Raw genomic sequence first — 22,833 nt, forward strand, 5'->3', positions numbered from 1 at the left:
AATTGACTCGCCGACCAATAGGGCAGAACGATAGCGCTATCAGTACACGCCGCATCAGACGGTTGGAGGGGATAGAATGGTTAACGGCATTGCCATCGCCGAAGCATCGACAGACCGCGAGGCGCAGGGCTGCCGCCGCGATGCCATGCCGTCATCCCGCTGATCCGACACCCCAAACCCATCGATCGACCATAATGAATCCGCATGTCGCAACGAACGACAGCGGGCCGCAAGAGAGGACCTGACATGAAATCCGTGCCCCCAATCCGTCTCAGCCGCATCGCCCTGCTCTGCGCCACGGCCGTTGGCGCGATGAGCGCGTCGACCGCCTGGGCACAGGCGGCTCCCCAACAGCAGACTCCCGGCACCATCCCGGACAACGCCGCAACGGCCGCGCCGCAAACCGATGCGAATGACGGGACCGCGGATATCGTCGTCACCGGCTATCGCTCCAGCCTGGCCAAATCGACCAACGCCAAGCGCGCCGCGACCGGCTTCACCGACTCGATCTTCGCCGAGGATATCGGCAAGTTCCCCGACACCAATATCGCGGAATCGTTCAACCGCATTTCGGGCGTCACCATTACCCGCGATGTGACCGGGGAAGGCACCAACGTCGCCATTCGCGGCCTGGGATCGAACTTCACCAACGTGACCCTGAACGGCGCGCCGATCGCGGTCGCCTCGTCGGGCGCGACCGATGCGCAGGGCACCGACCGTTCGGTCGACCTCAGTTTCTTCCCGACGGACCTGTTCACCAAGCTGACGGTGAACAAGAGCTATACCGCCGACCTGCTCGAAGGCGGTGCAGCGGGCAATGTCGACCTGCGCTCGGCACGGCCGTTCGACCGCAGCCGGCCGTTCCTCGCCTATAACATCCAGGGGTCGAACCAGACGCCCGACGCCCGGATCGGCGCGCGCGGCTCGCTGATCGGCAGCTGGCGGAACGACACCTTCGGCATTCTTGGCGGCGTATCGGCGCAGCGGCTGTTCACCGAGACGCGCGGGTTCGAGACGATCGGCTACACCAACCCCGCGCTGACCGCCGCGCAGTGCGGCGCGACCAGCGGCTGCAACAGCACCGGCGGCGGCAACTGGACGATCCCGGCGACGGTGCCGGTCGGTGCCGGTGCGGGCCTCGTTCCCGGCACGGTGATCGACCGCAACTTCCTGCTCGCCAACAATCCGGGCGCGACCATCCAGCAGATCGACAACGGGCTGATCCCGCGCCTCGGCCGCGTCGCCGATATCCGGGGCCCGCGCGACCGCATCAACGCGATCGTCAGCGCCGAATACCGCCCGAGCGATGAGCTGCATTTCTACATCGACGGCCTTTACGGCTTCAAGAAGAACGAGCTGATCCGCGAAGACATGGCCTGGATCGTTCGCAACGGTGCGTCGATCCCGACCAACCTGACCTTCGACAAGTCGGATTGCAGCGCGGGTTGCACGGTTACCGGCGGCACCTTCGCCAATGCGCAGTTCTTCGACGAATTCCGCCCCTATACCGAGACGACGCACCTTTGGAGCGTCAATCCCGGCGGCGAATGGCAGATCAGCGACAAGCTGAAGCTGAACTTCCAGGGCAATTACGCCCGGTCGACCTTCCACCGCGAAAGCCCGACCGTCGGCATGACCACGCCGCTGGGCGTCGGCAATACCGTCACCTATTCCAATACCGGCGGCATCCCGACGATCACCAGCGGGCTCGATCTGAACGATCCGAAGAATTTCGGCTGGTATGCGGGCAGCCGCGTCAACCTGCAGGACGAGCGTCGCCTGAACATCAACAAGGGCCTTCGCGGTGATCTGACCTGGGGCGATACCGACCTGAACCTGAAGGTCGGCGGCGCCTTCGACAACACGTCGCGCCAGATCCGCGGGTTCGACAACAGCCAGTATTGGCAGAACGCGGTCTGCGGCAACAATCCCAACGTCTCGGTCCCCTCCCCCAATTCGCAGCCGCCCTGCGAAGGCCTGAACGCGCCCGGCGCCGCGCCCGCAGGCTATCCGACCTATCCGGGCTATGGCACCGGCTTCAGCTCCGGCATGAGCGGCCCGGTCAGCTATGGCGGGTCGCTGGTGCCCAACAGCGCGGCCCCCAGCTATCTGATGCCCGGCCCCGCCGGTTTCGTGACGGTCAACTGGCCCGCCTTCCAGAAGGCTACCAACTACCAATTCTATCATGATAACGCGCCGGAAAATGGTGGCGCCAACACCGGCGCCAGCGCGGGCTTCATCCGCGAGATCGTTAAGTCGGCCTTCGCGACCCTCAACGGTTCGCAAGAGCTGGGCGGCAACACGCTCCGCTTCAATGTCGGCCTGCGGTACGTCAACACGATCCAAACGATCTCGGGCCGTGTCTCGCTGCCCGATCCGCGCAACACCACCGCGAACGGCGGCACGCTGCCCGATGGCAGCCGCTATCCGAGCATCATCAACATCGCCACCACCCGCAACGTCTATTCCGAGTGGCTGCCCGCCGCGACCGTCGCCTACGATATCGGCGACCATGCGGTGGTGCGTGTCGCAGGTTCGCGCACGATGACGCGGCCCGATCCGTCGGCGCAGCTGCCTGGCATCAACTTCGGGGCGCCCTCTGCTGACCAGGCGTCGATCGGCAACCCGGCGCTAGCGCCTTACCTGTCGACCAATCTCGACCTGGGCTTCGAATATTATACGGGCCGGGAGGGCGTCATCAGCTTCAATGCCTTCCGCAAGTCGCTGGAAGGGTTCACCACCACCGCGATCAGCACGGTGCCCTTCTCGAATCTCGCGCAATACGGCATCACCTATGACACGTTGAACCCGACGCAGCAGATCGCGATCAACTCGCGCGGTGGGCCGGGGTCGGCGCAGGTTCAGGTCACGTCGCAGGTCAACGTGCCCAACAAGCTGACCATCAACGGCCTGGAATTCCAGTGGGTCCAGCCGCTCGATTTCCTGACCCGGTCGCTCGGCATCACCGGCTTCGGCTTTAATGCCAACGCCACGATTGTCGACCAGCGCAGCGACGGCCCTGCCATCGCGTTCGGCGTGGCGCCCTTCACCTACAACATCACCGCCTATTACGAGAAGAACGGCGTGATGCTGCGCGTCGCTACCACCTCGCGCCAGGGATCGCAGAATAGCGGCGCGGCGCAGAACGGCATCCCGGCCGCCGCGCTGTTCGGCACCGACTATACGAGCTATGACTTCTCGTCGGCCTTCGACCTCGACAAGATCTTCGGTATCCCCGGTGCACCGCAGCTGACCGTCAACGTCGCCAATTTCACCAATGCGACGCTGCGCTCCTACTTCCAGTTCGAGAACGCGACGTTCACCCAGTACAAGCCGGGCCGCCAGTTCCTGGTCGGCCTGCGCGGCACCTTCTAAGCCTTCGATCCCTCCCCTGTGATCGGACATGGGCCTCGGTGAAAGCCGGGGCCCTTTTTTATCGGTCGGCCCAGCAAGCCCGTTACTCCCGGCGCTTCGGCGCGTTGATGTCTATCAATCAGCGCTTCGCGCTTTCCGGTTTATCGAGTATCCTGCCATAGTGACCGCTCTCGTGACATCGTCGACCCTGGCGCCCTTTCTGAACGGCGGTGGCGATTGCGCCGATCTGATCGCGCGCAAGGACTGGTCGACCAGCCCCCTTGGGCCGATCGACACCTGGCCGATATCCCTGACCATGTCGCTCGCCACGCTGCTGCGCTCGGCCGTACCGCTCCTGCTCCTCTGGGGCGAGGATGGGGTGATGCTCTACAACGATGCCTATGCGGCGTTTGTCGGCGACGGCCATCCGGCCCTGTTGGGAACGAAGGTCCGCGACCGCTGGCCGCAGCAGCGGGCCTTCAACGACCAAATCATGGCGGTCGGCCTGGGTGGTGGCACGTTGCATTTCCCCGACCTGCCGATGACGCTGCGACGCGACGGGCAGGAGATGCGCGGGTGGGTCAACCTCGACACCTCGCCGGTCAGCGATGAGCTTGGCCAGCCTGTAGGCGTACTCTGCGTCATCGCGGAGACGACCAAGCGGGTCGTGGCCGAACGCAGGGCCGCCTTCCTGCTGACCCTGGCCGACAATCTCCGTGCGCTGGAAACACCCGCCGAGATCATGGAACTGGCCGCCGAACGGCTGGGCGAGGAAATGTCGGCCAGCCGGGTCTTTTACGCCGAGATCACGACGCGTGGGTGGATGACCGTGGAGCGCGATTATGCGCGCGGGGTTTCGTCGATCGTCGGTCGGCATTCGCTGGAGAGCTTCGGCCCCGACCTGCTGGCCGCCTATCGCGGCGGCGCGCCGGTGGTCGTGACCAATGTCGGCGCAGACGACCGCCTGAGCGAGGGTGCACGGACGGGCCTTCAGGCGCGCGAGGTCGGCGCATTCGTCGACGTGGTCCTGTTCGAGGAAGAGGAATGGGTCGGCCTGCTCGCGGTCCAGAGCGCCACCCCACGAATCTGGAGCCCTGAGGAAGAGGCGCTCGTCCAGAATGTCGGCGAGCGGGTGAAGGCCGCGATCGAACGATCGCGTGCCGAACTGGCGCTGCTCCGGATGAAGGATACGCTGGAACAGCAGGTCGTCGAACGAACCGTCGAACTGCGCCGCTATCACGAGATCGTCGAGGCGATCGCATCGCCCATTTGTGCCTTCGACACCGATTATCGCCTGATCGCCTTCAACAAGGCGCATGACAACGAATTTCGGCGCATCCATGGCTACCCCTCGCGGATCGGCGACGTCTTCCATGAGCTGTTCGTGCCCGATCAGCGCGAAACGATGCGTGGCCTGATGAGCCGGGCGCTGAGCGGTGAACATTTCACGGTCATTGAGGCATTCGGCAGCCCCGATCGCGACGTCCCCGTGTGGGAGATCACCTATACCCCGCTTCGCGACAGCGCGGGCCGGGTCATTGCTGCCTTCCACCAGGCCTCCGATATCTCCGAGCGCCTGTTGGCGGCAGCGGAGCTGGAGGCCGCCCAGGATGCACTGCGCCAAAGTCAGAAGGTCGAGGCGATGGGCAGCCTGACCGGAGGCGTCGCGCATGACTTCAACAATCTGCTGACCCCGATCATCGGCTCGCTCGACATGCTGATGCGCAAGGGCTCGGGTACCGCGCGCGAGAAGCGACTGATCGACGGTGCGCTGCAATCGGCGGAGCGGGCCAAGACGCTTGTCCAGCGCCTGCTCGCCTTCGCCCGGCGCCAGCCGCTCCAGCCGACCGCCGTCCATCTGGGCCCGCTGGTCGACAGCATGACGGATCTGATCGAATCCACGGTCGGCCCGACCATTACGCTGGCGGTCGAGATCGCCGACGAACTTCCCCCGGCAAGGGCCGACGCCAACCAGCTGGAAATGGCGCTGCTCAACCTAGCGGTGAACGCACGCGATGCCATGCCGAACGGCGGCGCGCTGTCGATCAAGGTCACGCGTTGCGAGGTCGAGGTCGATCAGATGATCGAGGTTCCGGCGGGCGACTATGTCTGCCTGCACGTCGGCGATACCGGCATGGGCATGGACGAGGCGACCCGGCAGCGCGCGATCGAGCCCTTCTTTTCGACCAAGGGCGTCGGAAAGGGAACGGGTTTGGGCCTGTCCATGGTCCACGGCCTTGCCGCGCAGCTTGGCGGCGGCCTGACGATTGCCAGTGAACTGGGGCGCGGATCGGCGATCACGCTATGGCTGCCGCTCAGCGATGTCGAGCTGAGCACCGCGCCCGACGCGAACGCCAGCGCTGCGACGATGGAAGGTGTCGGCACCGTGCTACTCGTCGACGATGAGGATCTGGTGCGGATGAGCACCGCCGACATGCTCGCCGATCTGGGGTACGGCGTGGTGGAGGCGTCATCGGGGGCTCAAGCGCTGGAGCTTGTCCAGGCGGGTCTGCGTCCCGACCTGCTCGTCACCGACCACCTGATGCCCGGGATGAGTGGCGCGCAGCTCACTCGCGAGCTGCATATCAAGCTGCCGCAACTGCGTGCGCTGATCGTATCCGGCTATGCCGAGGTGGAGGGTCTGGATGTCGGGATCGCACGACTGACCAAACCCTTCCGCAGCGATGAACTGGCAGCCAGCCTGGCTGCTATCGGCGCGCAAGCCACCGGGGCAGAGCCGCCAATCGACCAGGCAGCGTGCGAGGAGGGCGACGCCGCTCGGTCGATCCGGGCTCAATAATCGTCGGAATTGTCGAAATCCGAATTGCCGTCATCGAAACGGCCCCCGTCGCCATCGCCGAAATTATTGACGGTGACGTTCTCCGGCTGATCCATGAAGCCCTGCCCGCCACCGAACAGCCCGCCACCGCCACCGCCGCCGCGGTGGCCGAACATGTCGGACAGGCCGGAGAACAACATCTCGCCGCCGACTACCCCCGCTGCCGTGGTGCCCGCGCTGCGCAAGAAACTGCCCAGTCCGCCGCCGCCGGAAAAGACGCCCGGTCGTGCGTCGGGCGGGGGCGGCGAATAGCTTTCCGTCTGGCGGGTACCCCAAGGGCCGCCGTTGCCTTGGGGCAGAAAACTGCTGCCTGACGATGCTGGCGCGGTCTGCTGCTGGCGTTCCAGTTCGGCGATGCGCTGTTGCGCCGCGTGGAGCGACTGGTCGGCGACGATGGCGTGCTGGACCAGAAGATAGGCGGCGTCCGGATTGGATGACAGCGCGCGGGCGATCATTGCATCGGCCTCGGGGTCCTTGGCCCCCGTACGCGCAGTGGACAGTTCATCAAGAAATCGGGTGAGAAGCGTGCGTTCTTCGGGGTTCATGGGTGCGCTCCAATCATGCACCCCGAAGATCAGCCAGTTCCATTCCAAATCAAGATCGCAGCCATGGGATGACTGATTATTCACACAACCGGCATCTATTTTCCAGCCTCGGCGCGGTCCTGCCGTTCCCACCGATGTTCCTTTTTCAACGCCAGTTCGTCACGACCTGCGGTCAGAATAGCCTGCTCGCGCCCTTCCTCGGCAAAGGACACCACAAAATCCTTGGCCGACACGTCGCCATCGATCGTCCGATTGTCAGGAGATGCGACATGACCGACATAGCGCAGGCTGAGGTCGTAATGGCCCGACCAGAAAAATGGCACATCGGCATAGCCTTCGTCCACCTGGCCGATCAGATGCCGCGCGAGCCATTGCCCCATACGCTGGGCCACGACCCAATGCTCCACCCGGATCGAGTGGCCCAGTCGTGGATCGGGCACGTTCGCGATATCGCCGATCGCATGAACAGATGGGTCGGAGGTGCGGAGATACTGATCGACCTCAACGCCGCCGCCGTCTGCTTTGTTGGCCAGCTCGAGTCCGGCCGCCTCCGCCAGTTCCACACGCGGCTTCACGCCGATCCCGGCGACGACGATATCGCCCTTCACCTCGACTCCGTCATCGAGCATCGCGACATGACCGTCCCAACGCGCGATGCGGCGGTTCATGTAAAATTCGACCCCCTTAGCCTCATGCAGGTCGCGGATCATCGCCCCGACTTCGGGTCCGGCAGTCTTCTCGAGCGGGAGGGCATCGTCGGACACGACCGCAACCTGCAATCCCCGCGCGATCAGTGAGGCTGCGACCTCCAGCCCTATGTAGCTTGATCCGACGACGATCGCCCGCTCCGCCTCCGACGCGGCGGCGATCAGGCGATCGGCATCCTCAAGGGTTCGCAAGGCAAACACCTCGGCGCGATCCGAGCCGTAAAAGTCTGGCGACACGACCTCAGCGCCGGTAGCCAGGACCAGCCGATCATAAGGAATGCGGGTACCGTCTTGAAGGACGACCACCTTGCCCTCGCGATCGATCCGCGACACCGAGACACCGGAACGGACGTCCACTTCGCCAAGCATAGGCAAGGCCGTGTCTTCGCGCTCCGCCTTGCCCGCCAGATATTGTTTGGAGCAGAAGGTGCGATCATAGGGTGCGTCGCCCTCCTGATCGATCACCGTGACCGCCGCGCCTGAACCATGACGCGCCAGCATCTCGGCACAGGCATGCCCCGCCGCGCCAGCCCCGATGATGACGATCCGGCCAAGCTCTTCCGTGTCCGCTGCTTCGGGCACGGAACCGGGCTCGGATGGTCGGGCGATCCGCAATTGGCCGCCATCCTCGACCACCTCGAACCGTTGCAACGGCACAAAGGCGGGGGCACCCACCGCCTCGCCCGTCTGGACATCAAAGCGGGCATGATGCCAGGGGCAGCGGATCGTCCCGTCGGCCACGATCCCGTCAGCCAGCGGCGCCTTCAGATGCGTGCACTGTCCGGCAAGCGCGCAGACACGCCCCTCATGTCGGACCAGCACGACATCCTGCCCGTCCAGTACACCGGCGACGATCCGGCCCTCCTGAACCTCGGTGGAGGCGATGCCGTTCGCCAAGTCACGATCCGCCATCGCCTCTTTCCTTCCCTGTTTCGTTCGAAATCAGTCGGCGCGCTGCAACGCGGTCGCGGCCAGATGCTCGCCGACGAACCAGACCTGCGGTTCGTTCGAGCGGATGATATCGCTGACCAACAGGTCGTTGGTGCCGTCGTCGCCAGATTCGTCAGCGGTCTTGGCACCTTCATGGGCCTGTTCGAGCACGATGCGATGCGCCTCCAGCAGACGGGCAAGCATCGTCGGCACATCTTCCCGGCCCTTCGGCGGGCGCGGAATACGCGTCATCTCGGCAACGTCGTGCGGCGTCGCGATGCTGATCCCGCCCAGCGCCTGGATACGTTCAGCCACCATATCGACCAGTTCGGCCTGCTTTTCATAATGCGTGTCGAGCAGCAGATGCAGCTGGTAGAAGGTCGCGCCCGACATCTGCCAGTGATGCTTCTTGTACAGGTCGCGCAGCATCATCGTGTCGGCCAGCACCTGGTTCAGGATCGACACGCTCTGTTTGCGAGCGTTGTCGGAAAGGCCGAGCGGCAGATCCTTCAACGTGCCGAACGCCTGGATTTCGCGATATTCGATCTTGTACTGCGGCTGCGCCTGGTCAGTATCGGCCACGACTTCACTCCAATGATGGATACGGATCATCGCCAAGCGCTTCCCGCCGCTCACGGTTCCATGAATTTTCCGGTGGGCACGACTTGGTGATATTTAAGCACGCTGATCCAAATTAATTTCTGTTTCACGGCATTTGTCAGGAACGGACTGTCGGTTGCGGCGTCCAGCAGGGGCTTTCGAGGAACCCGGCCGCATGACCCAACCGACATTCGTCTTTCTTCACGCCCTCGGCTCCAGCCATCGGGAATGGGAACTGGTGTGCCGTCATCTCGGCGACGCGCCTTGCATCGCGCTCGACTTGCCGGGCTTTGGCGAGCGATCGGATGAAGGCTATGCCGACGTCGCTGCGATGGCGGACGATCTTGCCGATGAGATACGCCGCCGTCGCCTGACGGCCTGCATTCTGGTCGGGCACAGCATGGGCGGGAAGATCGCCACCATCGTCGCAAGCCGTGCCGCGGCGGGCGAAGCCGGGCTGGCCGGGGTCGTCGGCGTGGTGCTCGTGGCCGCGTCGCCCCCTGCGCCCGAGCCCATGGACGAAGATCGTCGCACACAGATGATCGGCTGGTTCGAGGGCGGATCGATCACCCAGACGGATGCCGAGACCTTCGTGAAGGCCAACATCGCCGCGCCGCTGCCCCCCGAGCTGCATGATCGCGCGGTGGCGGATGTGCGGCGGTCCAGCCGCGAGGCTTGGCTCGGCTGGCTGGAACGGGGTAGCTTGGAGGACTGGCGCGCGGCCGTCGGCTGTATCTCCATCCCGGCGCTGATCGTAGCCGGGGCGGAAGACGGCGATCTGGACGAAGATGCCCAGCGCCGCCTCAACAGCCCGCACTATCGCAATGCCGACATACGCGTCGTCGCGAACGCGGCGCACATGATTCCCTATGAGCAACCCGCCGCGCTCGCGCAGCTGATCGCCGATCATGCGGCCTCGGTTTCGGTGTCGATCCTGCCCCCCGGTTTCGCCGCCATCCTCGGCTCGGATCGGGTGAGCAGCCGCACCCGCACCGCGATGCTGGAACGGACCCGGCCGGTCAGCGATGACGGCTTGGGCTGGTCCGACGCGCAACGGGCGATGGCGAAGGCCCTGGTTGCACATATCCTGCCCGAAGACGTCGACCCGTCCGATCTGGCACGGCGTGTCGAGGCGGCGATCATCAAGGGGGCCGGTGATGGCTGGCGCTTCGCCGACCTGCCGCGCGATCCCGAAGCATGGCGGCTGGGATTCGCGACGCTCGACGAGCTTTCCGGCGGCTTCATGTCGCTCGACCCGACGGATCAAGCCACCTGGCTGGAGCGGATCGACGCGGGCGAGACAGACGCGCAGGGCGAAAGCTTTCTGTCTCCCGAGCAAATGGCCCTATGGTTCCAGGACGTCCGTGCAGAGGTCGTTCGCCAATGGGCCGCCCTGCCCTCGACCATGGCCGCAATCGGCTATGACGGCTTTGCGGTCGGCGGCGATGGTCCGCGCAATCAAGGCTATCACCGAACCGGCGCGAACGATGTCGAAGCCTGGCAGACGGTGCAGGAGAAAATTGCATGAGCCGCGCACCCTATGCCCAGAGCGAGATCGTCGACGCGGTCGTCATCGGAACAGGCGCGGGCGGTGCGCCCTTGACCGCACGCCTGGCGGAGGCCGGACTCTCGGTCGTCGCGCTCGAAGCCGGGCGATCCTTCACCCCGAAAGAGCATGTCGCCGATGAACTCGCCGCTGACATCTACTGGATGGAAGAGCGGCTGAGTGGGGGAAGCGACCCGACGGCGTTCGGTTCGAACAATTCGGGAATGGGCGTCGGCGGATCGACGCTCCACTGGGGCGCCTTCTGTCCCCGGCCGGATCCTCGCGATCTTCAGCTGAAGACCATGACCGGGCAAGGCGCCGACTGGCCGATCCCCCATGCCGAACTGATTGCCTATATCGAGCAGGTCGAGCAGTTTACCGGGGTTTCCGGCCCGGCCAACTACCCCTGGGACGACAGCCGACGCTACGTCTATCCCCCGGTACCCCGCAATGCGCCCGCCGAGGTGATGGCGCGGGCGTGCGAGGCGCTGGGCATCACGGCGACCGACGCGCCCGCCGCCCTCGTCTCCCGCGACCGGGAACAACCGCATTGGGGCCTGCGTCAGGCCTGCGTCAGTTGCGGCACCTGCCACCAGGGCTGTCGTAACGCCGCCAAGACCAGCATGGACACGACGTACCTGCCGCAGGCCGTCGCGCTTGGCGCGGAAATCCGCTCGGGTGCGCGCGTCCTGTCCTTCGAGTTCGATCATGCCGGGCGTATCGACGGCGTCGTCTATCGACAGGGCGGGCAGGACCATCGCCAACGATGCCGCGCGGTCTTCCTATGCGCTGGCGGCGTGGAGAGCCCGCGCTTATTGCTGAACTTGGGCCTGGCCAATTCCAGCGGACAGGTCGGTCGCAATTTCATGGCGCATGTCGCGACCCAGGTCTGGGGCCGCTTCGATGACGAGATGCGGATGAACCGCGGCTATCCCTCATCGCTTATCAGCGAAGACATGATGCGGCCCGCCGATGCCGATTGCGTCGGCGGCTATCTGATGCAGAGCCTGGGCGTGCTGCCGGTCAACCTCGCCACCGGGCTTGCGCGCGGGGCGGGCATGTGGGGCACGCGGCTCCAGTCGATCCTGCGCAACTACAACAGCATGGCCGGGATCGGAATCAACGGCGAGTGCCTGCCCCATCCCGACAACCGACTGACCCTATCGGACGAAACCGATGCGTTCGGCCATCGCAAGGCGTTGGTCGAGTTCAGCTATCACGCCAACGAGCAGACCATCGATCAGCATTCCCGGCGGGTCATGACCGCGATCTGGGAGGCGGCAGGCGCGAAGGACATTTTCGCGGTGGATCGCTCGGCCCATACCATCGGCACATGCCGTATGGGAGATAACGGCGACGACGCCGTGGTCGATGCCGATGGACGCAGCTTCGACATCGCCAATTTGTGGATCTGCGACAACTCCGTCTTCCCCAGCGCGCTGGCCGCCAATCCGGCCCTGACGATCATGGCGCTGTCCCTGCGCACGGCCGATCGCTTTCTGGCAGCGGGCCGCTAGAGCATTAGACCTAAGGTAGAACCGCCCCTCCCTTTCGGGGGAGGGGTTAGCCTTGGTTCAAGGCAATGTCATCACGGCTACACGGCCAAGGCATTCGCCTCGACATGGTCGGCGATCGCGCCGGCGGTCGTCCACCAGATGCGCGGATCGTCCGCCTCGCGCAAAGTCGTCAGGACACGGGCCAGCGGCGGGACGCGGTGCGCCTGACCCATGATATAGGGGTGAAGCGCGATCCCCAGCACCGAAGGGCGGCGATCCGCTTCGGAGAGCAATTGCTCGACCGTATCGCGGATCATCGTGGCAAAGCCCTCCGACTCCTGCTTACGCTGGATGACGGCGGGCAGGTCGTTGATCTCCTGCGAATAGGGAATGGACAGCAGATCGCCGTGCCTGGTCGACAGCCGCGTCGGCTGATCGTCATGCGCCCAATCCAGCACGTAGCGATAGCCCGCCGCCTTCAGCAGATCGGGGGTGGCCTTACTTTCCGATATCCAAGGGCCCAGCCAGCCGACGGGCCGATCGCCGAGCGCGGCCAGCTTTTCGGTCACATCGGCGATCAGGCGACGCTCCTGCTCCTGCCCCAGGCTGCCCTGCGCCTTTGCATTGGTGCCGCCATGCGCGGCAATCTCGTCGCCCCGGTCGCGACAGGCCTCGGCCAGTCCCGGGCAGCGGTCCAGCACCGCGGCATTCAGCAGCGCCGTGGTTTTCAGCTCCAGCCGGTCGAACAGTTCGAACAGGCGCCATGCTCCCACCCGGTTGCCATAATCGCGCCAAGCGTAATTCATCACGTCCGGCTGGGTCTGCGACGGTGCGAGTTCGGCCCCCAGCCCGCCGCCGAAATCGAACACCTCGTGATTGACGCCCAGATAGATGGCGACCCTGCGTCCCTCGGGCCAGTCATAGGCCGGGCGGTTGACGATGGGGCGGAAAGGGTAGCGGCCGGGATCGGGAGAAGACATGGCGGGTCAACGTGGCCCCGCGCAAATGGATGCTGCCAATACCCTCCATTTCCACGCTTTTGTAATGTCGGAGTTTTGGGTTAGGGCAAGCGCTTCGATCCGTCCCGGTGACGATTCGAACAACAGGGCCCGACCGATCCCGATGGGGACGGCCGGGCCGACAGGCGGAGGATGGAAGATGATTACCCGACGTTCATTCGTGACCGGTGCGACGACCGCCATGGCCCTACCCGCCATCGCCAGAGCGGCGGCGGCACCGACGATCGTCAACCCGGTGGTTCGGCAGCGCGCCGATGCGCAAGTCTTCCGCCATAGCGACGGCTGGTATTACATGACCGGCTCGGTGCCGGAATATGACCGACTGGTCCTGCGCCGCGCGAAGACCCTGGAGGGCCTTCACACCGCGACCGAGCGGGTTCTTTGGCGGCACCTGCCGAGCGGGCCGATGTCGGGCTTCATCTGGGCACCCGAACTCCATCTCGTCGACGGTCGTTGGGTGATGTATTTCGCGGCCGGGCCGAGCGGTGGTGGCGAGGATGTGTTCCGCATCCGCACCTATGCGGTCGTATGCGACGGGCCGGACCCGATGACCGGCAACTGGTCGGAGCTGGGCCAGCTTCAGACCGAATGGGACACGTTCAATCTCGACTCGACCAGCTTCGTGCACAAGGGCCAGCGCTATCTCGCCTGGGCACAGCGCGAGCCGGGCATCGAGACCAACTCGAACCTCTACCTTGCGCCACTCAAGACCGCGCTGACCCTGGCGGCCAAGCCTGTCCGCCTGTCGGTCCCCACGCTCGAATGGGAAATCCAGGGCTTCAAGGTCAATGAGGCCCCCGCCCTGCTCGCCCGCAACGGCAAGCTCTTCATGACCTATTCCGCCAGCGCGACCGACGCGCGCTATTGCATGGGAATGCTGACCTGCAACGCCGATGCCGACCTGATGAAGGCGTCCAACTGGTCCAAGTCGCCTGTGCCGGTGTTCAAGACATCGGTGGCGCACAAGGTCTTCGGCCCCGGCCATAACAGCTTTACCGTCGACGAGCGTGGGCGTGACGTACTGGTCTATCACGCGCGCGACTATTCCGAGATCAAGGGCGATCCGCTGTTCGACCCCAATCGCGATACCCGAATGCAATATTTCCGTTATCGCCCCGATGGTTCACCGGATTTCGGCGAGCCCGTCGCCAACGGCCCGCTTCGCCGTCTGTAAATTCTAATAACTCAGACAATAAAAGTCGACATGATATGCCCTTCTCATGGGGCATATCATGTCGGCACGCCGTGACGCTCAACCGTGAGGCGCGCAGGTTGATGACAATATGATGAAATCTCAAATACGTGTCTGTATTTGGGGTTGTCACCTGCCCCGAAGCTGATAAATCCCCTGACATTCATGTCCGAGTAAAGAGCGCGAAATACGCCATCGGATGAGAGAAGATTATGATTGGGGGAGGATTTCCATGACATCCAGATTGCTGTTCCTCGCATCCGTTTCGGTCACGTCGCTTCTGACCGCGCCTGCCCATGCGCAGACCGCTCAGGCACAGACCAGCGCCGCGAACGACGCGAGTTCCGGCGGCACCACCGCCCAGGACGCAACGCAGCAGCCGACCCAGGATATCGTCGTCACCGGCGTTCGCGCATCGATCGTCGGCGCGATCAATCGCCGTCGCAACTCGACCCAGATCGTCGACTCCGTCGTCGCAGAGGATGTCGGCAAACTGCCCGACAACAATGTCGTCGAAGCATTGCAGCGCGTGACCGGCGTCCAGGTCACGGATCGTGGCCAGGGCGAGGCGGCGGGCATCCAGATCCGCGGCCTGCCCGATGCGCTGACGACCCTGAACGGGCGCAACATCTTCACGGCCGCCGGTCAGTCCTTCTCGCTACAGGATATCTCCGCCAACCTCATCAAACGGGTTGACGTGTACAAGACGCGCGCCGCCGACCAGATCGAGACCGGGCTGGCCGGGCAGGTCGACGTGGTCACCCGCCGCCCGTTCGACTTCGACGGTTTCGCGATATCGGCGCTGGCGCGTGGCATCTACGATCAGGAAGCCGACACCATCAATCCCAACGCGGCCTTGCTGGTCAGCGATCGCTGGGAGACGGGGATCGGCGATGTCGGCCTGCTGGTGAACGGGAGCTATACCCGGTCGAAATTCCGCACCATGTCGACCACCGCTGGTGCGTTCGTGCCCTTCGCTACGCTGGCGCCGCCTGCGGGTACGGGCCTTGCGGGCTTCCAGCGCATCTTCCCCGCACCGACCGATCCGCGCACGGGAGCGTTCATCAACACGCCTGCGCTCGGCAACTGGCAGGTCGGCACCGAGACGGGCCTGCCTACCACCCCCGGCTCGTCCATTCCGGTCAACGGCATCGACACGCCCTATTGGCTGTCACGCGACGCAGTGTTCAGCTCGGACCTGTATGGCAAGCGCGAGCGCCCCTCGGTCAATGCTGCGCTGCAATGGGCGCCGAACAGCAGCTCGGTCTATACCGCCGAAGTCTATTATTCGGGCTATCGCGGCGACACGTTCAACAGCCTGCAATTCAGCTTCGTCGACTTCTGGGCCAATCCGCAGGCGCCGACACTGTATGACGGCACCAACATCGTGAAGTCCCGCGTCGCCAACAGCGTCTATGGCTTCAACAGCGCGGATTATACGCGTAGCCAGACCGACAGCTTCGTCTACGCCCTGAACGGCAAGTGGGACCTGGGCACGCGCGGCGGGATCGTCGCCGACGTCGCGTATCAGACAAGCCAGAACAAGACCGCCTTCTTCGCGATGCGCACCGATCGTGTCGCCAACCAAATCAGCACGACCTTCAATGCGGGCGGCGGCGTTCCTTCCTATCACTTCGACAATGACGCGCTGCTGACCGATCCGAAGGTCTGGAACGTCGCGCAGCTCTATGACAACGCAAATCGCGACAAGGGTAGCGCGATCACCGGGACGCTGGACGCCTATTATACCTGGGACTCGGGCTTTCTGCGCCAGATCAAGGGTGGCTTCCGCTTCGACGATCGCCGCGCCTCGAGCGATGTCCGCACGGCCGATGCCGCAAGCCTGGGTCGTCCGCTCTCCAGCCTTCCGGCAGGCGCAACCTTCACCAATTCCGGCTTTTTCGAGGGGCGCGGCGACGTGCCGACCAGCTGGGTGTCGGCCAATGGCTATTATAATTACGACCATGCCGATGAGATCCGCTCGCTCTATGGCCTGAAGACCTCGAACCAGCTGTCGCTGACCCGCGTGTTCGACGTGGATGAGATCACGCTGGCCGCCTATCTCCAGGCTGACGGCCAGATCGACATTTTCGGTCGCCCGCTGAAATTGCAGGGGGGCTTCCGCTACGTCACGGTCGATACCCAGGCGACCTTCCGCGATCGGTTCAACAACGGCGCGATCTCGACCGCTTCGCCGGGGTCGGAACGGTTGCTGCCCAGCTTCACCGCGCGCTATGAGATCACGTCGAACTTTCGCGCGCGGTTCAACTATGGCGAGACGCTGCGTCGTCCCAATTTCGGCGACATCAATCCCAATTACTCGCTGACCGGCGACCTGACCAATGTCGGCTATGGCAGCGGTTCGGCGGGCACGGCCAATCTGAAGCCGACCACGTCGAAAAATTACGACGTCGCGCTGGAATGGTATTTTGGCCGCAACAGCGCGATCACCGTCACCGGGTTCCGCCGCGACATCCAAGGGCTGGTCGTGCCGGTCAGCCAGCTGGAATTCATCCCCAACAACGGCATCGTGGCGGGTGCGACCAACAATTTCGTCATCAGCCGCCCAGCCAATGCATCCAATGGCGTGCTCAAGGGACTGGAAGTCGGGCTCACCTATTTCCCGACCTATCTGCCCTCGCTTCTCGACGGCCTGGGCTTCCAGGGCAGCCTGACGCTGCTCGACTCCAGCCAGAACGTTCCCGTCTTCGATATTTCGGGCAAGCAGATCGGCGAGCAGCAGTCGAGCTTCTTCGGCGTGTCCGACTTCTCGTATAACGCCACGCTGGCTTACGATAAGGGCCCGATCGGCGCGCGTCTGTCCTATGTCTATCGCAATCCGTGGCAGGCGCGGTACGAGGCACGGCTGTTCGCCAACCCGCTGGGCGTGTGGCGTCGCGCCGAGGCGAGCCTGGACTTCCAGCTGACCGCGCGCCTGACCGACCGGCTGGGCCTGACCTTCGATGCGGTCAACCTGACGCGGATGAAGCAGCAGGAATATTACCGCTTCGGCAATGTCGGCGACAAGGATCGCTACAATCTGGGCACGGTGCTGATCCCGCGGACCTTCGCGATCGGCGCACGATACAGCTTCAAGTGACATGATGACGGGCGGGCCATGGAGCCCGCCCGCGACCTTTGGGAAGGATTTCGCCCGTGAAACGCATCGTCCCGATCCTCGTGCTTCTCCTCGCCTCGTCCTGCGGCTCGGGCGACGGCGATCTGTCCGCCTCGCCCGCCGTCTCGACCGTGTCGGGGCCGACGCCGACCCCCACCCAGTCGCCGACGCCCTCGCCCAGTGCCACGGCCACCGGCGGCCCGCTCGCCCTGTCGGGAAACATCAGCGCGGTGCACGACCCGGCGATCCTGAAAGATGGCAATACCTACTATCTGTTCACCACCGGCAACGCAGGTGATGTTGAGGGGCTGCTCGGCCTACGCACCTCGACCGATCTCAAGGACTGGACGCTGCACGGCGGCAGCTACACTGCCCTGCCCGCCTGGGCGACGACCGCCGTGCCGGGCGCGACGGGCATGTGGGCGCCCGACATTTCGAAGGTCAACGGCCAGTACCGCCTCTATTATTCGATCTCTACCTTCGGGAAGAACCAGTCGGCAATCGGTCTGGCGACCGCGACCAAGATCGACCCGAACGCCCCGGCGGCCAATTGGGTCGACCAGGGGCCGGTGATCCAGTCACAGAGCAGCGACAATTTCAACGCGATCGATCCGATGGCCTTCGTCGATGCGGATGGCCGCTATTGGATGGTCTTCGGCAGCTACTGGTCGGGGATCAAGCTGATCCGCCTCGACCCGGCGACCGGCCTGCGGCTGGCGGGCGACGCCGCGCCGCGCTCGCTGGCCGAGCGTCCAGCGCCTGACGCGATCGAGGGGCCGTACATCATCCGGCACGGCGATTTTTATTATCTGTTCGCGTCGTTCGACGCCTGCTGCCAAGGGGCCAAGAGCACCTATTACACGGTGGTCGGCCGCTCCTCCGCGCCGGACGGCCCCTATGTCGACCGCGACGGCAAGGCGATGCTGAAAGGCGGTGGGACGGTCGTGCTGACCAACGGCCAGGGCGACGGCAGCCGCTTCGTGGGACGCGGGGGCGTCGCCGTGCTTCAGCAGACGGATGGCGACTATATCGTCTATCACGCCTATGACACGCAGCGGAACGGCATCCCGACGCTCCAGATCCAGCGGCTGGGCTGGACGACGGACGGGTGGCCGGTGGCGCAATAGACCGCAGTCGCTCTATGGGCGGCGTCGGAACTATCTGGAGAGGATCATGCGGCTGTTGGTGACGGGATTGGGCGATATCGCGCACAAGGCCTATCTGCCGGTCCTGTCCGCGCTGCCCGACGTGGAACTGCATCTCGCGACCCGCAACGCGCAGGTCTTGGAACAGGCTGGGCGCAGCTTTCGGGTGGCGGGTCTTCATTCCAGCGTCGACGATGCTCTGAGCGCCGGGCGGTTTGACGCCGCCTTCGTCCATGCCGCGACCGACGCCCATCCCACACTGGTCGAGACCTTTCTCGACCGACATATCCCGACCTTCGTCGACAAACCGCTGGCCGATAATCTAGCCGACGTCGAACGACTGCTTGCTTTGGCGAAGCGGCAGGAAACGCTGTTGACGGTCGGGTTCAATCGCCGTTTCGCCCCAAGCCATGTCGCATTGAAGGGTATCGAGGCCGACCTGATCGTGATGGAGAAGCATCGCCATCGCCAGCCCGACGCACCCCGCCGCGTGATCTTCGATGACTTCATTCATGTCGTCGACACGCTGCTGTTCCTGGCCCCCGGCCCCGTCTTGCGGCACAGCATCGAAACACGCGTCGATCAGGGCCTATTGATCTCGGTCACGCTGACGCTGGCAGGCACGAGCTTTACCGCCATCGGCATGATGCACCGTGACAGCGGCCTGAACGAGGAACGTCTCGACATGATCGGACATGGCCTTCGCCATTCCGTACTGAATATGGCCGAGAACATCCGCAAAGACGGTCGCGAATATCATCAGCGCCGCGGGGACTGGACGACGGTCGGCCAGCAGCGGGGCTTCGAGGCGATGTGCCACGATTTCCTCACGGGAGTGGAGGAAGGTCACGCCACCGACTTTGATGCCATTCTTGCAACGCACCGGCTCTGTGAGGCCATTACGCACCATGCAGAGGCGGTCTGCGAAGAACCCTGACAGCGAAAGGCAGTCAAATTCCATCAAGCCCGCCTGAGCGAGCCTTGCTTTGCGGTACGGCGAAATAGGCGACGGTCGCGACCATTTTGCGCAAGGCGCTGGCATTTGTCGCAGGCGCCCAAACCGCCGATGCCATAAGCGTATCAGTCGCGCTGCACCCAGGCGAGCGTCTGGGCGATCAGCTTCTCAGGCGGCAATCCGGCATCCAGCGTCAACGCACATTCGTCCGCCGCCGGTCGCTCCAGCGTCGCCAGCTGACTGCCGAGCAGGCTGGGCGGCATATAATGGTCCTTGCGCCCACTCATCCGCCTGGCAATTTCCTGGGCATCGGTGTCGAGGAAGACGAAGTATAGCGGCACGCCCGCCGCTGCCCGCAGGCGCTCGCGATACGCCCGGCGGAGCGCGGAACAGGCGGCGACGGCCGTTCCGCCCTCCCTTGCGGTTTCGCCGATCGCCACGCCGAGCCGATCCAGCCAGGGCCAGCGATCCGCATCGGTCAGGGCATGACCACCCCGCATCTTCGCGACATTCGCCGCCGAATGAAACGCATCACCCTCCAGCACCGGGCAATCGAGCTGCGCGCCGAGCCGCCGGGACAGGGTGGTCTTGCCCGTGCCGCTGACGCCCATCAAGACAATGCCACGGGCGCCTCCGCCTGTTCCGTTGCAGCCCACCGCCTTCACCTGCACCCCTTGTCGTTCGCACCGGCACCGAAGGCCGTGTCGAAGCACCGCCTTGCCCTTCCCAATGGCCCTGCTCCCGATCCGTTCCCCCCGCTAAGGGTGCGCCCTCGCTCCGTGAACCTCGCGCACGACTTGCAGGCGGCGTCAGGCGACGGCCTCGACCCCCACCATCTGCGGGCGTAGCGCCGCCACGCGTCGAACCTCGTCGGGATCGGCCAGGGTGCGCGACGGCCGGCCGGTCAGATATCCCTGCACCGCGACGCAGCCCTCACGGGTGACGATGGCAAGCTGGGCAGGCTCCTCGACCCCTTCCGCCAGCACCGGCATGTTCAGCGTCACGCCCAGCGCAGCCACCGACCGCAGGATCGAAACGGCTTGCGCGTCATGCTCGATCTCCGAGACGAACGAGGCATCCAGTTTGATCCGGTCGAACGGGAAGGACCGCAACACCTCCAGCGAGGAATAGCCCACACCGAAATCATCCAGCGCGATGGCGATGCCCATCGCCTTGAGCGCCCTCAACTGCTCCAACGCAAAATCCTTGTCGTGGATGATCGCGCTCTCGGTCAACTCCAGCATCAGCCGCTCGGGCGGCAGGCCGCTTTCCGCCAGAACCGATCGAACGGTTTCGACCAGACCACGGTCGGAAAGATGCATGGGGGACAGGTTCACCGAAACCGGATACGGTTCCGCCCAGCGTGCGGCCTCGCCACAGGCTCGGCGCAGAATCCAGTTGCTGAGCGGTACGATATCCCCGCTCTTTTCGGCCAGCGGGATGAAACGGGCGGGCGGGATCATGCCCCGGACGGGGTCATTCCAGCGGATCAGCGCTTCGTAACCGCAGATTTCGCCCGTCGGCATGGACGCCTGCACCTGATAATGCAGCTCGAACGCCCCGGCCTCCAGCGCGCGGCGAAGATCAGCGACCAGTTCGCGTCGCTCGCGCACGGCGTCGTCCATCTGGGCGTCGTAGAAACAGGGCGCCTTGGAATGGGCCGACTTGGCCCGGTACATGGCCAGGTCCGCCTTGGCGAGAAGCGCATCCGGGTCGAATCCATCCCGCATCGCCAGCGCCACGCCGATGTTCGCGCCGATCGAGGCGGTGAAGCGATCGAACAGGAACGGCGCTTCCGAGGCGGTGGTCAGCCGGTTCAGAAAATCCAGCAACTCGGCCGGGTCGTCATAGGACACGACCGCCGAGAACTCGTCGCCGCCCAAGCGCGCGACGCATTCGCCGGGCCGCAGGATACTCGACAGCCGCGCCGCCAGGGCGGCCAGCAACTGGTCGCCCGCCTGATGGCCATAGGTGTCGTTGACCACCTTGAACCGCGACAGATCCATCATGATGACGGCCATGCGCCGATAGCCGCCACGGATCGCGAAACGCGCCTCCAACTCCTCGATAAAGGCGATCCGGTTGGGCAAGTCGGTGAGGCTGTCGTGCAACGCCATGTGTCGCAGGCGCCGATAGGTTTCGGACTGGGTATGTCCGTCGATCAGCGCGCTGATCGCGGCACAACCGACGATGATGAGCGTCGCGACCGTCGTCGTCGTGGCCAGCGTCACGATGGTCATGCCCGACAGGCCGTGACCGAGCTTCAGGACGGCGATCTTCATCGCCGCCATGCCCGTGAAATGCAGCGCCACGACCGCGACGCTCAACCACGCCACGGCACTGGTCGTCCGCCAGCGGTCACAGGCGTTCAGCACATGAAAGGCGATGGCGGACAAGCCGATCGACAGCAGGATGGAGCCAGCGACGTAGGGCAGTTTCCAGGTCACGATGCCGTCGACGCGGTATGCCGCCATGCCGACATAATGCATGACCGCGATCCCCAGGCCGATCACGCCGCCGCCGACCGCACCCGACCAGCGTCGCCCCCCCGCCGCCAGCGCCATGCCGGGAACGGTGATCCCGATCACCGCGAGCAGCGAAACAAGCGTCAGGACCGGGTCCAGGATGACGGGCGCGGTCGTCCGGAACGCCATCATCGCCACGAAATGCGTGGCCCAGACCATCGTCCCCGCGCCCACCGCTCCCAGGATGATCCAGCCGAAACGGCGATAGCCAAGGGAGGCCTGAACGCGACTGAACAGCTGGACAGTCGCAAGCGAGCCCGTCAGGCAAATGACGAGCGCCAACGCGACCAAGTTAAGGTCATGCTCTAGCGTCAGGCACAGGACGACGTCGATCATGCGCGTCCGCCCATCTGGATCAGGTCCGCCCGTCCCTCCAGCGCCGCCGACGCCTGTCGTGCCAGCGCGGTAAGATAGGCTTTCTGATCGGGCGAAGCGGGATGGCGTTGCCGCGTATCCAGGATGCAGAGAGCACCGACATCGATACCCCCGGTCACCCGGAGCGGCACGCCGATATAGTAGCGAATAAAGGGGGCATCGCTCACCACCGGCAAATGGGCCACACGCGGATCGGCGCGCGGATCGCAAATCTCCAGGATGTCGGGCTGGTCGAGCGCGAAGGTGCAGAAGCTGCTATGCCGCGGGTTGCAGGCGATTTCCGCGCCATGGCTCGCCTTGAACCATTGCGTGTCGCCATGGATCAGCGACAGCAGCGCGATGGGCGCGTCGAAAGATCGCGCCGCCAGCATCACGAACCGATCGAAGCTCGCCTCCCGAGCAGACCCCAGAATGCCCAGCGCATGGACGGCGCTGGACCGTCGCCTTTCCCGAAGCAGGCTTTTCAGCATGATTTTTCTCGTTCCGT

The 22,833-nt window shown here is 64.5% G+C and carries 14 protein-coding genes and 1 pseudogene; 8 read left to right on the top strand and 7 right to left on the bottom strand.

The features are described from left to right. The first annotated feature begins 246 nt into the window (after positions 1-246). Both AC1GI4_RS02675 and AC1GI4_RS02680 read left to right on the top strand, forming a co-directional pair. A complete protein-coding gene (locus AC1GI4_RS02675; protein ID WP_479628439.1) occupies positions 247-3,375 on the top strand; it encodes a TonB-dependent receptor in 3,129 nt (1,042 codons plus the stop codon). A 160-nt stretch (positions 3,376-3,535) separates the two neighbouring features. Then, positions 3,536-6,154: a GAF domain-containing hybrid sensor histidine kinase/response regulator gene (locus AC1GI4_RS02680; RefSeq protein ID WP_479628440.1), complete on the top strand. Its 2,619-nt coding sequence runs from the start codon at positions 3,536-3,538 to the stop codon at positions 6,152-6,154. Here the strand turns inward: AC1GI4_RS02680 and AC1GI4_RS02685 are convergent. The 3 genes from AC1GI4_RS02685 to AC1GI4_RS02695 all read right to left on the bottom strand — a co-directional run bounded on the left by AC1GI4_RS02685 (position 6,148) and on the right by AC1GI4_RS02695 (position 8,957). Next, positions 6,148-6,738: a DUF2076 domain-containing protein gene (locus AC1GI4_RS02685; RefSeq protein WP_479628441.1), complete on the bottom strand. Its 591-nt coding sequence runs from the start codon at positions 6,736-6,738 to the stop codon at positions 6,148-6,150. The genes AC1GI4_RS02680 and AC1GI4_RS02685 overlap by 7 nt on opposite strands. 95 nt (positions 6,739-6,833) lie before the next feature. Beyond that, a complete protein-coding gene (locus AC1GI4_RS02690; protein WP_479628442.1) occupies positions 6,834-8,357 on the bottom strand; it encodes an FAD-dependent oxidoreductase in 1,524 nt (507 codons plus the stop codon). Positions 8,358-8,387: 30 nt separating this feature from the next. Beyond that, positions 8,388-8,957: a Dps family protein gene (locus tag AC1GI4_RS02695; RefSeq protein ID WP_479628443.1), complete on the bottom strand. Its 570-nt coding sequence runs from the start codon at positions 8,955-8,957 to the stop codon at positions 8,388-8,390. A gap of 193 nt (positions 8,958-9,150) precedes the next feature. Here AC1GI4_RS02695 and AC1GI4_RS02700 point away from each other — a divergent pair, with 193 nt between their 5' ends. Beyond that, positions 9,151-10,503 (top strand): alpha/beta hydrolase, encoded by a 1,353-nt coding sequence (locus AC1GI4_RS02700; protein ID WP_479628444.1) that lies wholly within the window; start codon positions 9,151-9,153, stop codon positions 10,501-10,503. After that, positions 10,500-12,038: a GMC family oxidoreductase gene (locus AC1GI4_RS02705; protein WP_479628445.1), complete on the top strand. Its 1,539-nt coding sequence runs from the start codon at positions 10,500-10,502 to the stop codon at positions 12,036-12,038. Before AC1GI4_RS02700 ends, AC1GI4_RS02705 begins: the two co-directional genes overlap by 4 nt. Positions 12,039-12,115: 77 nt before the next feature. Here AC1GI4_RS02705 and AC1GI4_RS02710 read toward each other — a convergent pair whose 3' ends face one another. Continuing rightward, on the bottom strand, positions 12,116-12,997 hold the full coding sequence (locus AC1GI4_RS02710) for a polysaccharide deacetylase family protein (protein WP_433910700.1): 882 nt from the start codon (positions 12,995-12,997) through the stop codon (positions 12,116-12,118). Positions 12,998-13,175: 178 nt separating this feature from the next. Here AC1GI4_RS02710 and AC1GI4_RS02715 point away from each other — a divergent pair. The 4 genes and pseudogenes from AC1GI4_RS02715 to AC1GI4_RS02730 all read left to right on the top strand — a co-directional run. Beyond that, a pseudogene (locus AC1GI4_RS02715) lies at positions 13,176-14,198 on the top strand (glycoside hydrolase family 43 protein); the annotation flags it as partial. Positions 14,199-14,460: 262 nt separating this feature from the next. Then, positions 14,461-17,328 carry a TonB-dependent receptor gene (locus tag AC1GI4_RS02720; RefSeq protein WP_479628446.1) on the top strand — a complete coding sequence of 956 codons (2,868 nt, stop codon included), beginning with the start codon at positions 14,461-14,463 and terminating at the stop codon, positions 17,326-17,328. A 56-nt stretch (positions 17,329-17,384) separates the two neighbouring features. Then, complete coding sequence (locus tag AC1GI4_RS02725; RefSeq protein WP_479628447.1) at positions 17,385-18,473, top strand: arabinan endo-1,5-alpha-L-arabinosidase; 1,089 nt, start codon at positions 17,385-17,387, stop codon at positions 18,471-18,473. Between the two features lie 46 nt (positions 18,474-18,519). Then, a complete protein-coding gene (locus AC1GI4_RS02730) occupies positions 18,520-19,428 on the top strand; it encodes a Gfo/Idh/MocA family protein (RefSeq protein WP_479628448.1) in 909 nt (302 codons plus the stop codon). 143 nt (positions 19,429-19,571) lie between these two features. Here the strand turns inward: AC1GI4_RS02730 and AC1GI4_RS02735 are convergent, their stop codons facing one another. The 3 genes from AC1GI4_RS02735 to AC1GI4_RS02745 all read right to left on the bottom strand — a co-directional run bounded on the left by AC1GI4_RS02735 (position 19,572) and on the right by AC1GI4_RS02745 (position 22,816). Then, positions 19,572-20,057 (bottom strand): gluconokinase, encoded by a 486-nt coding sequence (locus AC1GI4_RS02735; protein ID WP_479628449.1) that lies wholly within the window; start codon positions 20,055-20,057, stop codon positions 19,572-19,574. Positions 20,058-20,255: 198 nt separating this feature from the next. Continuing rightward, on the bottom strand, positions 20,256-22,307 hold the full coding sequence (locus AC1GI4_RS02740) for a putative bifunctional diguanylate cyclase/phosphodiesterase (RefSeq protein ID WP_479628450.1): 2,052 nt from the start codon (positions 22,305-22,307) through the stop codon (positions 20,256-20,258). Further along, entirely contained in the window at positions 22,304-22,816 is a 513-nt protein-coding gene (locus AC1GI4_RS02745; RefSeq protein ID WP_479628451.1) for a GAF domain-containing protein, read from the bottom strand. Before AC1GI4_RS02745 ends, AC1GI4_RS02740 begins: the two co-directional genes overlap by 4 nt. Between the last annotated feature and the right edge of the window lie 17 nt (positions 22,817-22,833).

This window comes from Sphingomonas sp. 77B (assembly GCF_056497825.1).

Bases quoted from the DNA above. Each gene is read 5' to 3' on its own strand.
- AC1GI4_RS02675 (WP_479628439.1), top strand. From the start codon at position 247: ATGAAATCCGTGCCCCCAATCCGTCTCAGCCGCATCGCCCTGCTCTGC.
- AC1GI4_RS02685 (WP_479628441.1), bottom strand. From the start codon at position 6,738: ATGAACCCCGAAGAACGCACGCTTCTCACCCGATTTCTTGATGAACTG.
- AC1GI4_RS02690 (WP_479628442.1), bottom strand. From the start codon at position 8,357: ATGGCGGATCGTGACTTGGCGAACGGCATCGCCTCCACCGAGGTTCAG.
- AC1GI4_RS02700 (WP_479628444.1), top strand. From the start codon at position 9,151: ATGACCCAACCGACATTCGTCTTTCTTCACGCCCTCGGCTCCAGCCAT.
- AC1GI4_RS02705 (WP_479628445.1), top strand. From the start codon at position 10,500: ATGAGCCGCGCACCCTATGCCCAGAGCGAGATCGTCGACGCGGTCGTC.
- AC1GI4_RS02710 (WP_433910700.1), bottom strand. From the start codon at position 12,997: ATGTCTTCTCCCGATCCCGGCCGCTACCCTTTCCGCCCCATCGTCAAC.
- AC1GI4_RS02720 (WP_479628446.1), top strand. From the start codon at position 14,461: ATGACATCCAGATTGCTGTTCCTCGCATCCGTTTCGGTCACGTCGCTT.
- AC1GI4_RS02730 (WP_479628448.1), top strand. From the start codon at position 18,520: ATGCGGCTGTTGGTGACGGGATTGGGCGATATCGCGCACAAGGCCTAT.
- AC1GI4_RS02735 (WP_479628449.1), bottom strand. From the start codon at position 20,057: ATGGGCGTCAGCGGCACGGGCAAGACCACCCTGTCCCGGCGGCTCGGC.
- AC1GI4_RS02740 (WP_479628450.1), bottom strand. From the start codon at position 22,307: ATGATCGACGTCGTCCTGTGCCTGACGCTAGAGCATGACCTTAACTTG.
- AC1GI4_RS02745 (WP_479628451.1), bottom strand. From the start codon at position 22,816: ATGCTGAAAAGCCTGCTTCGGGAAAGGCGACGGTCCAGCGCCGTCCAT.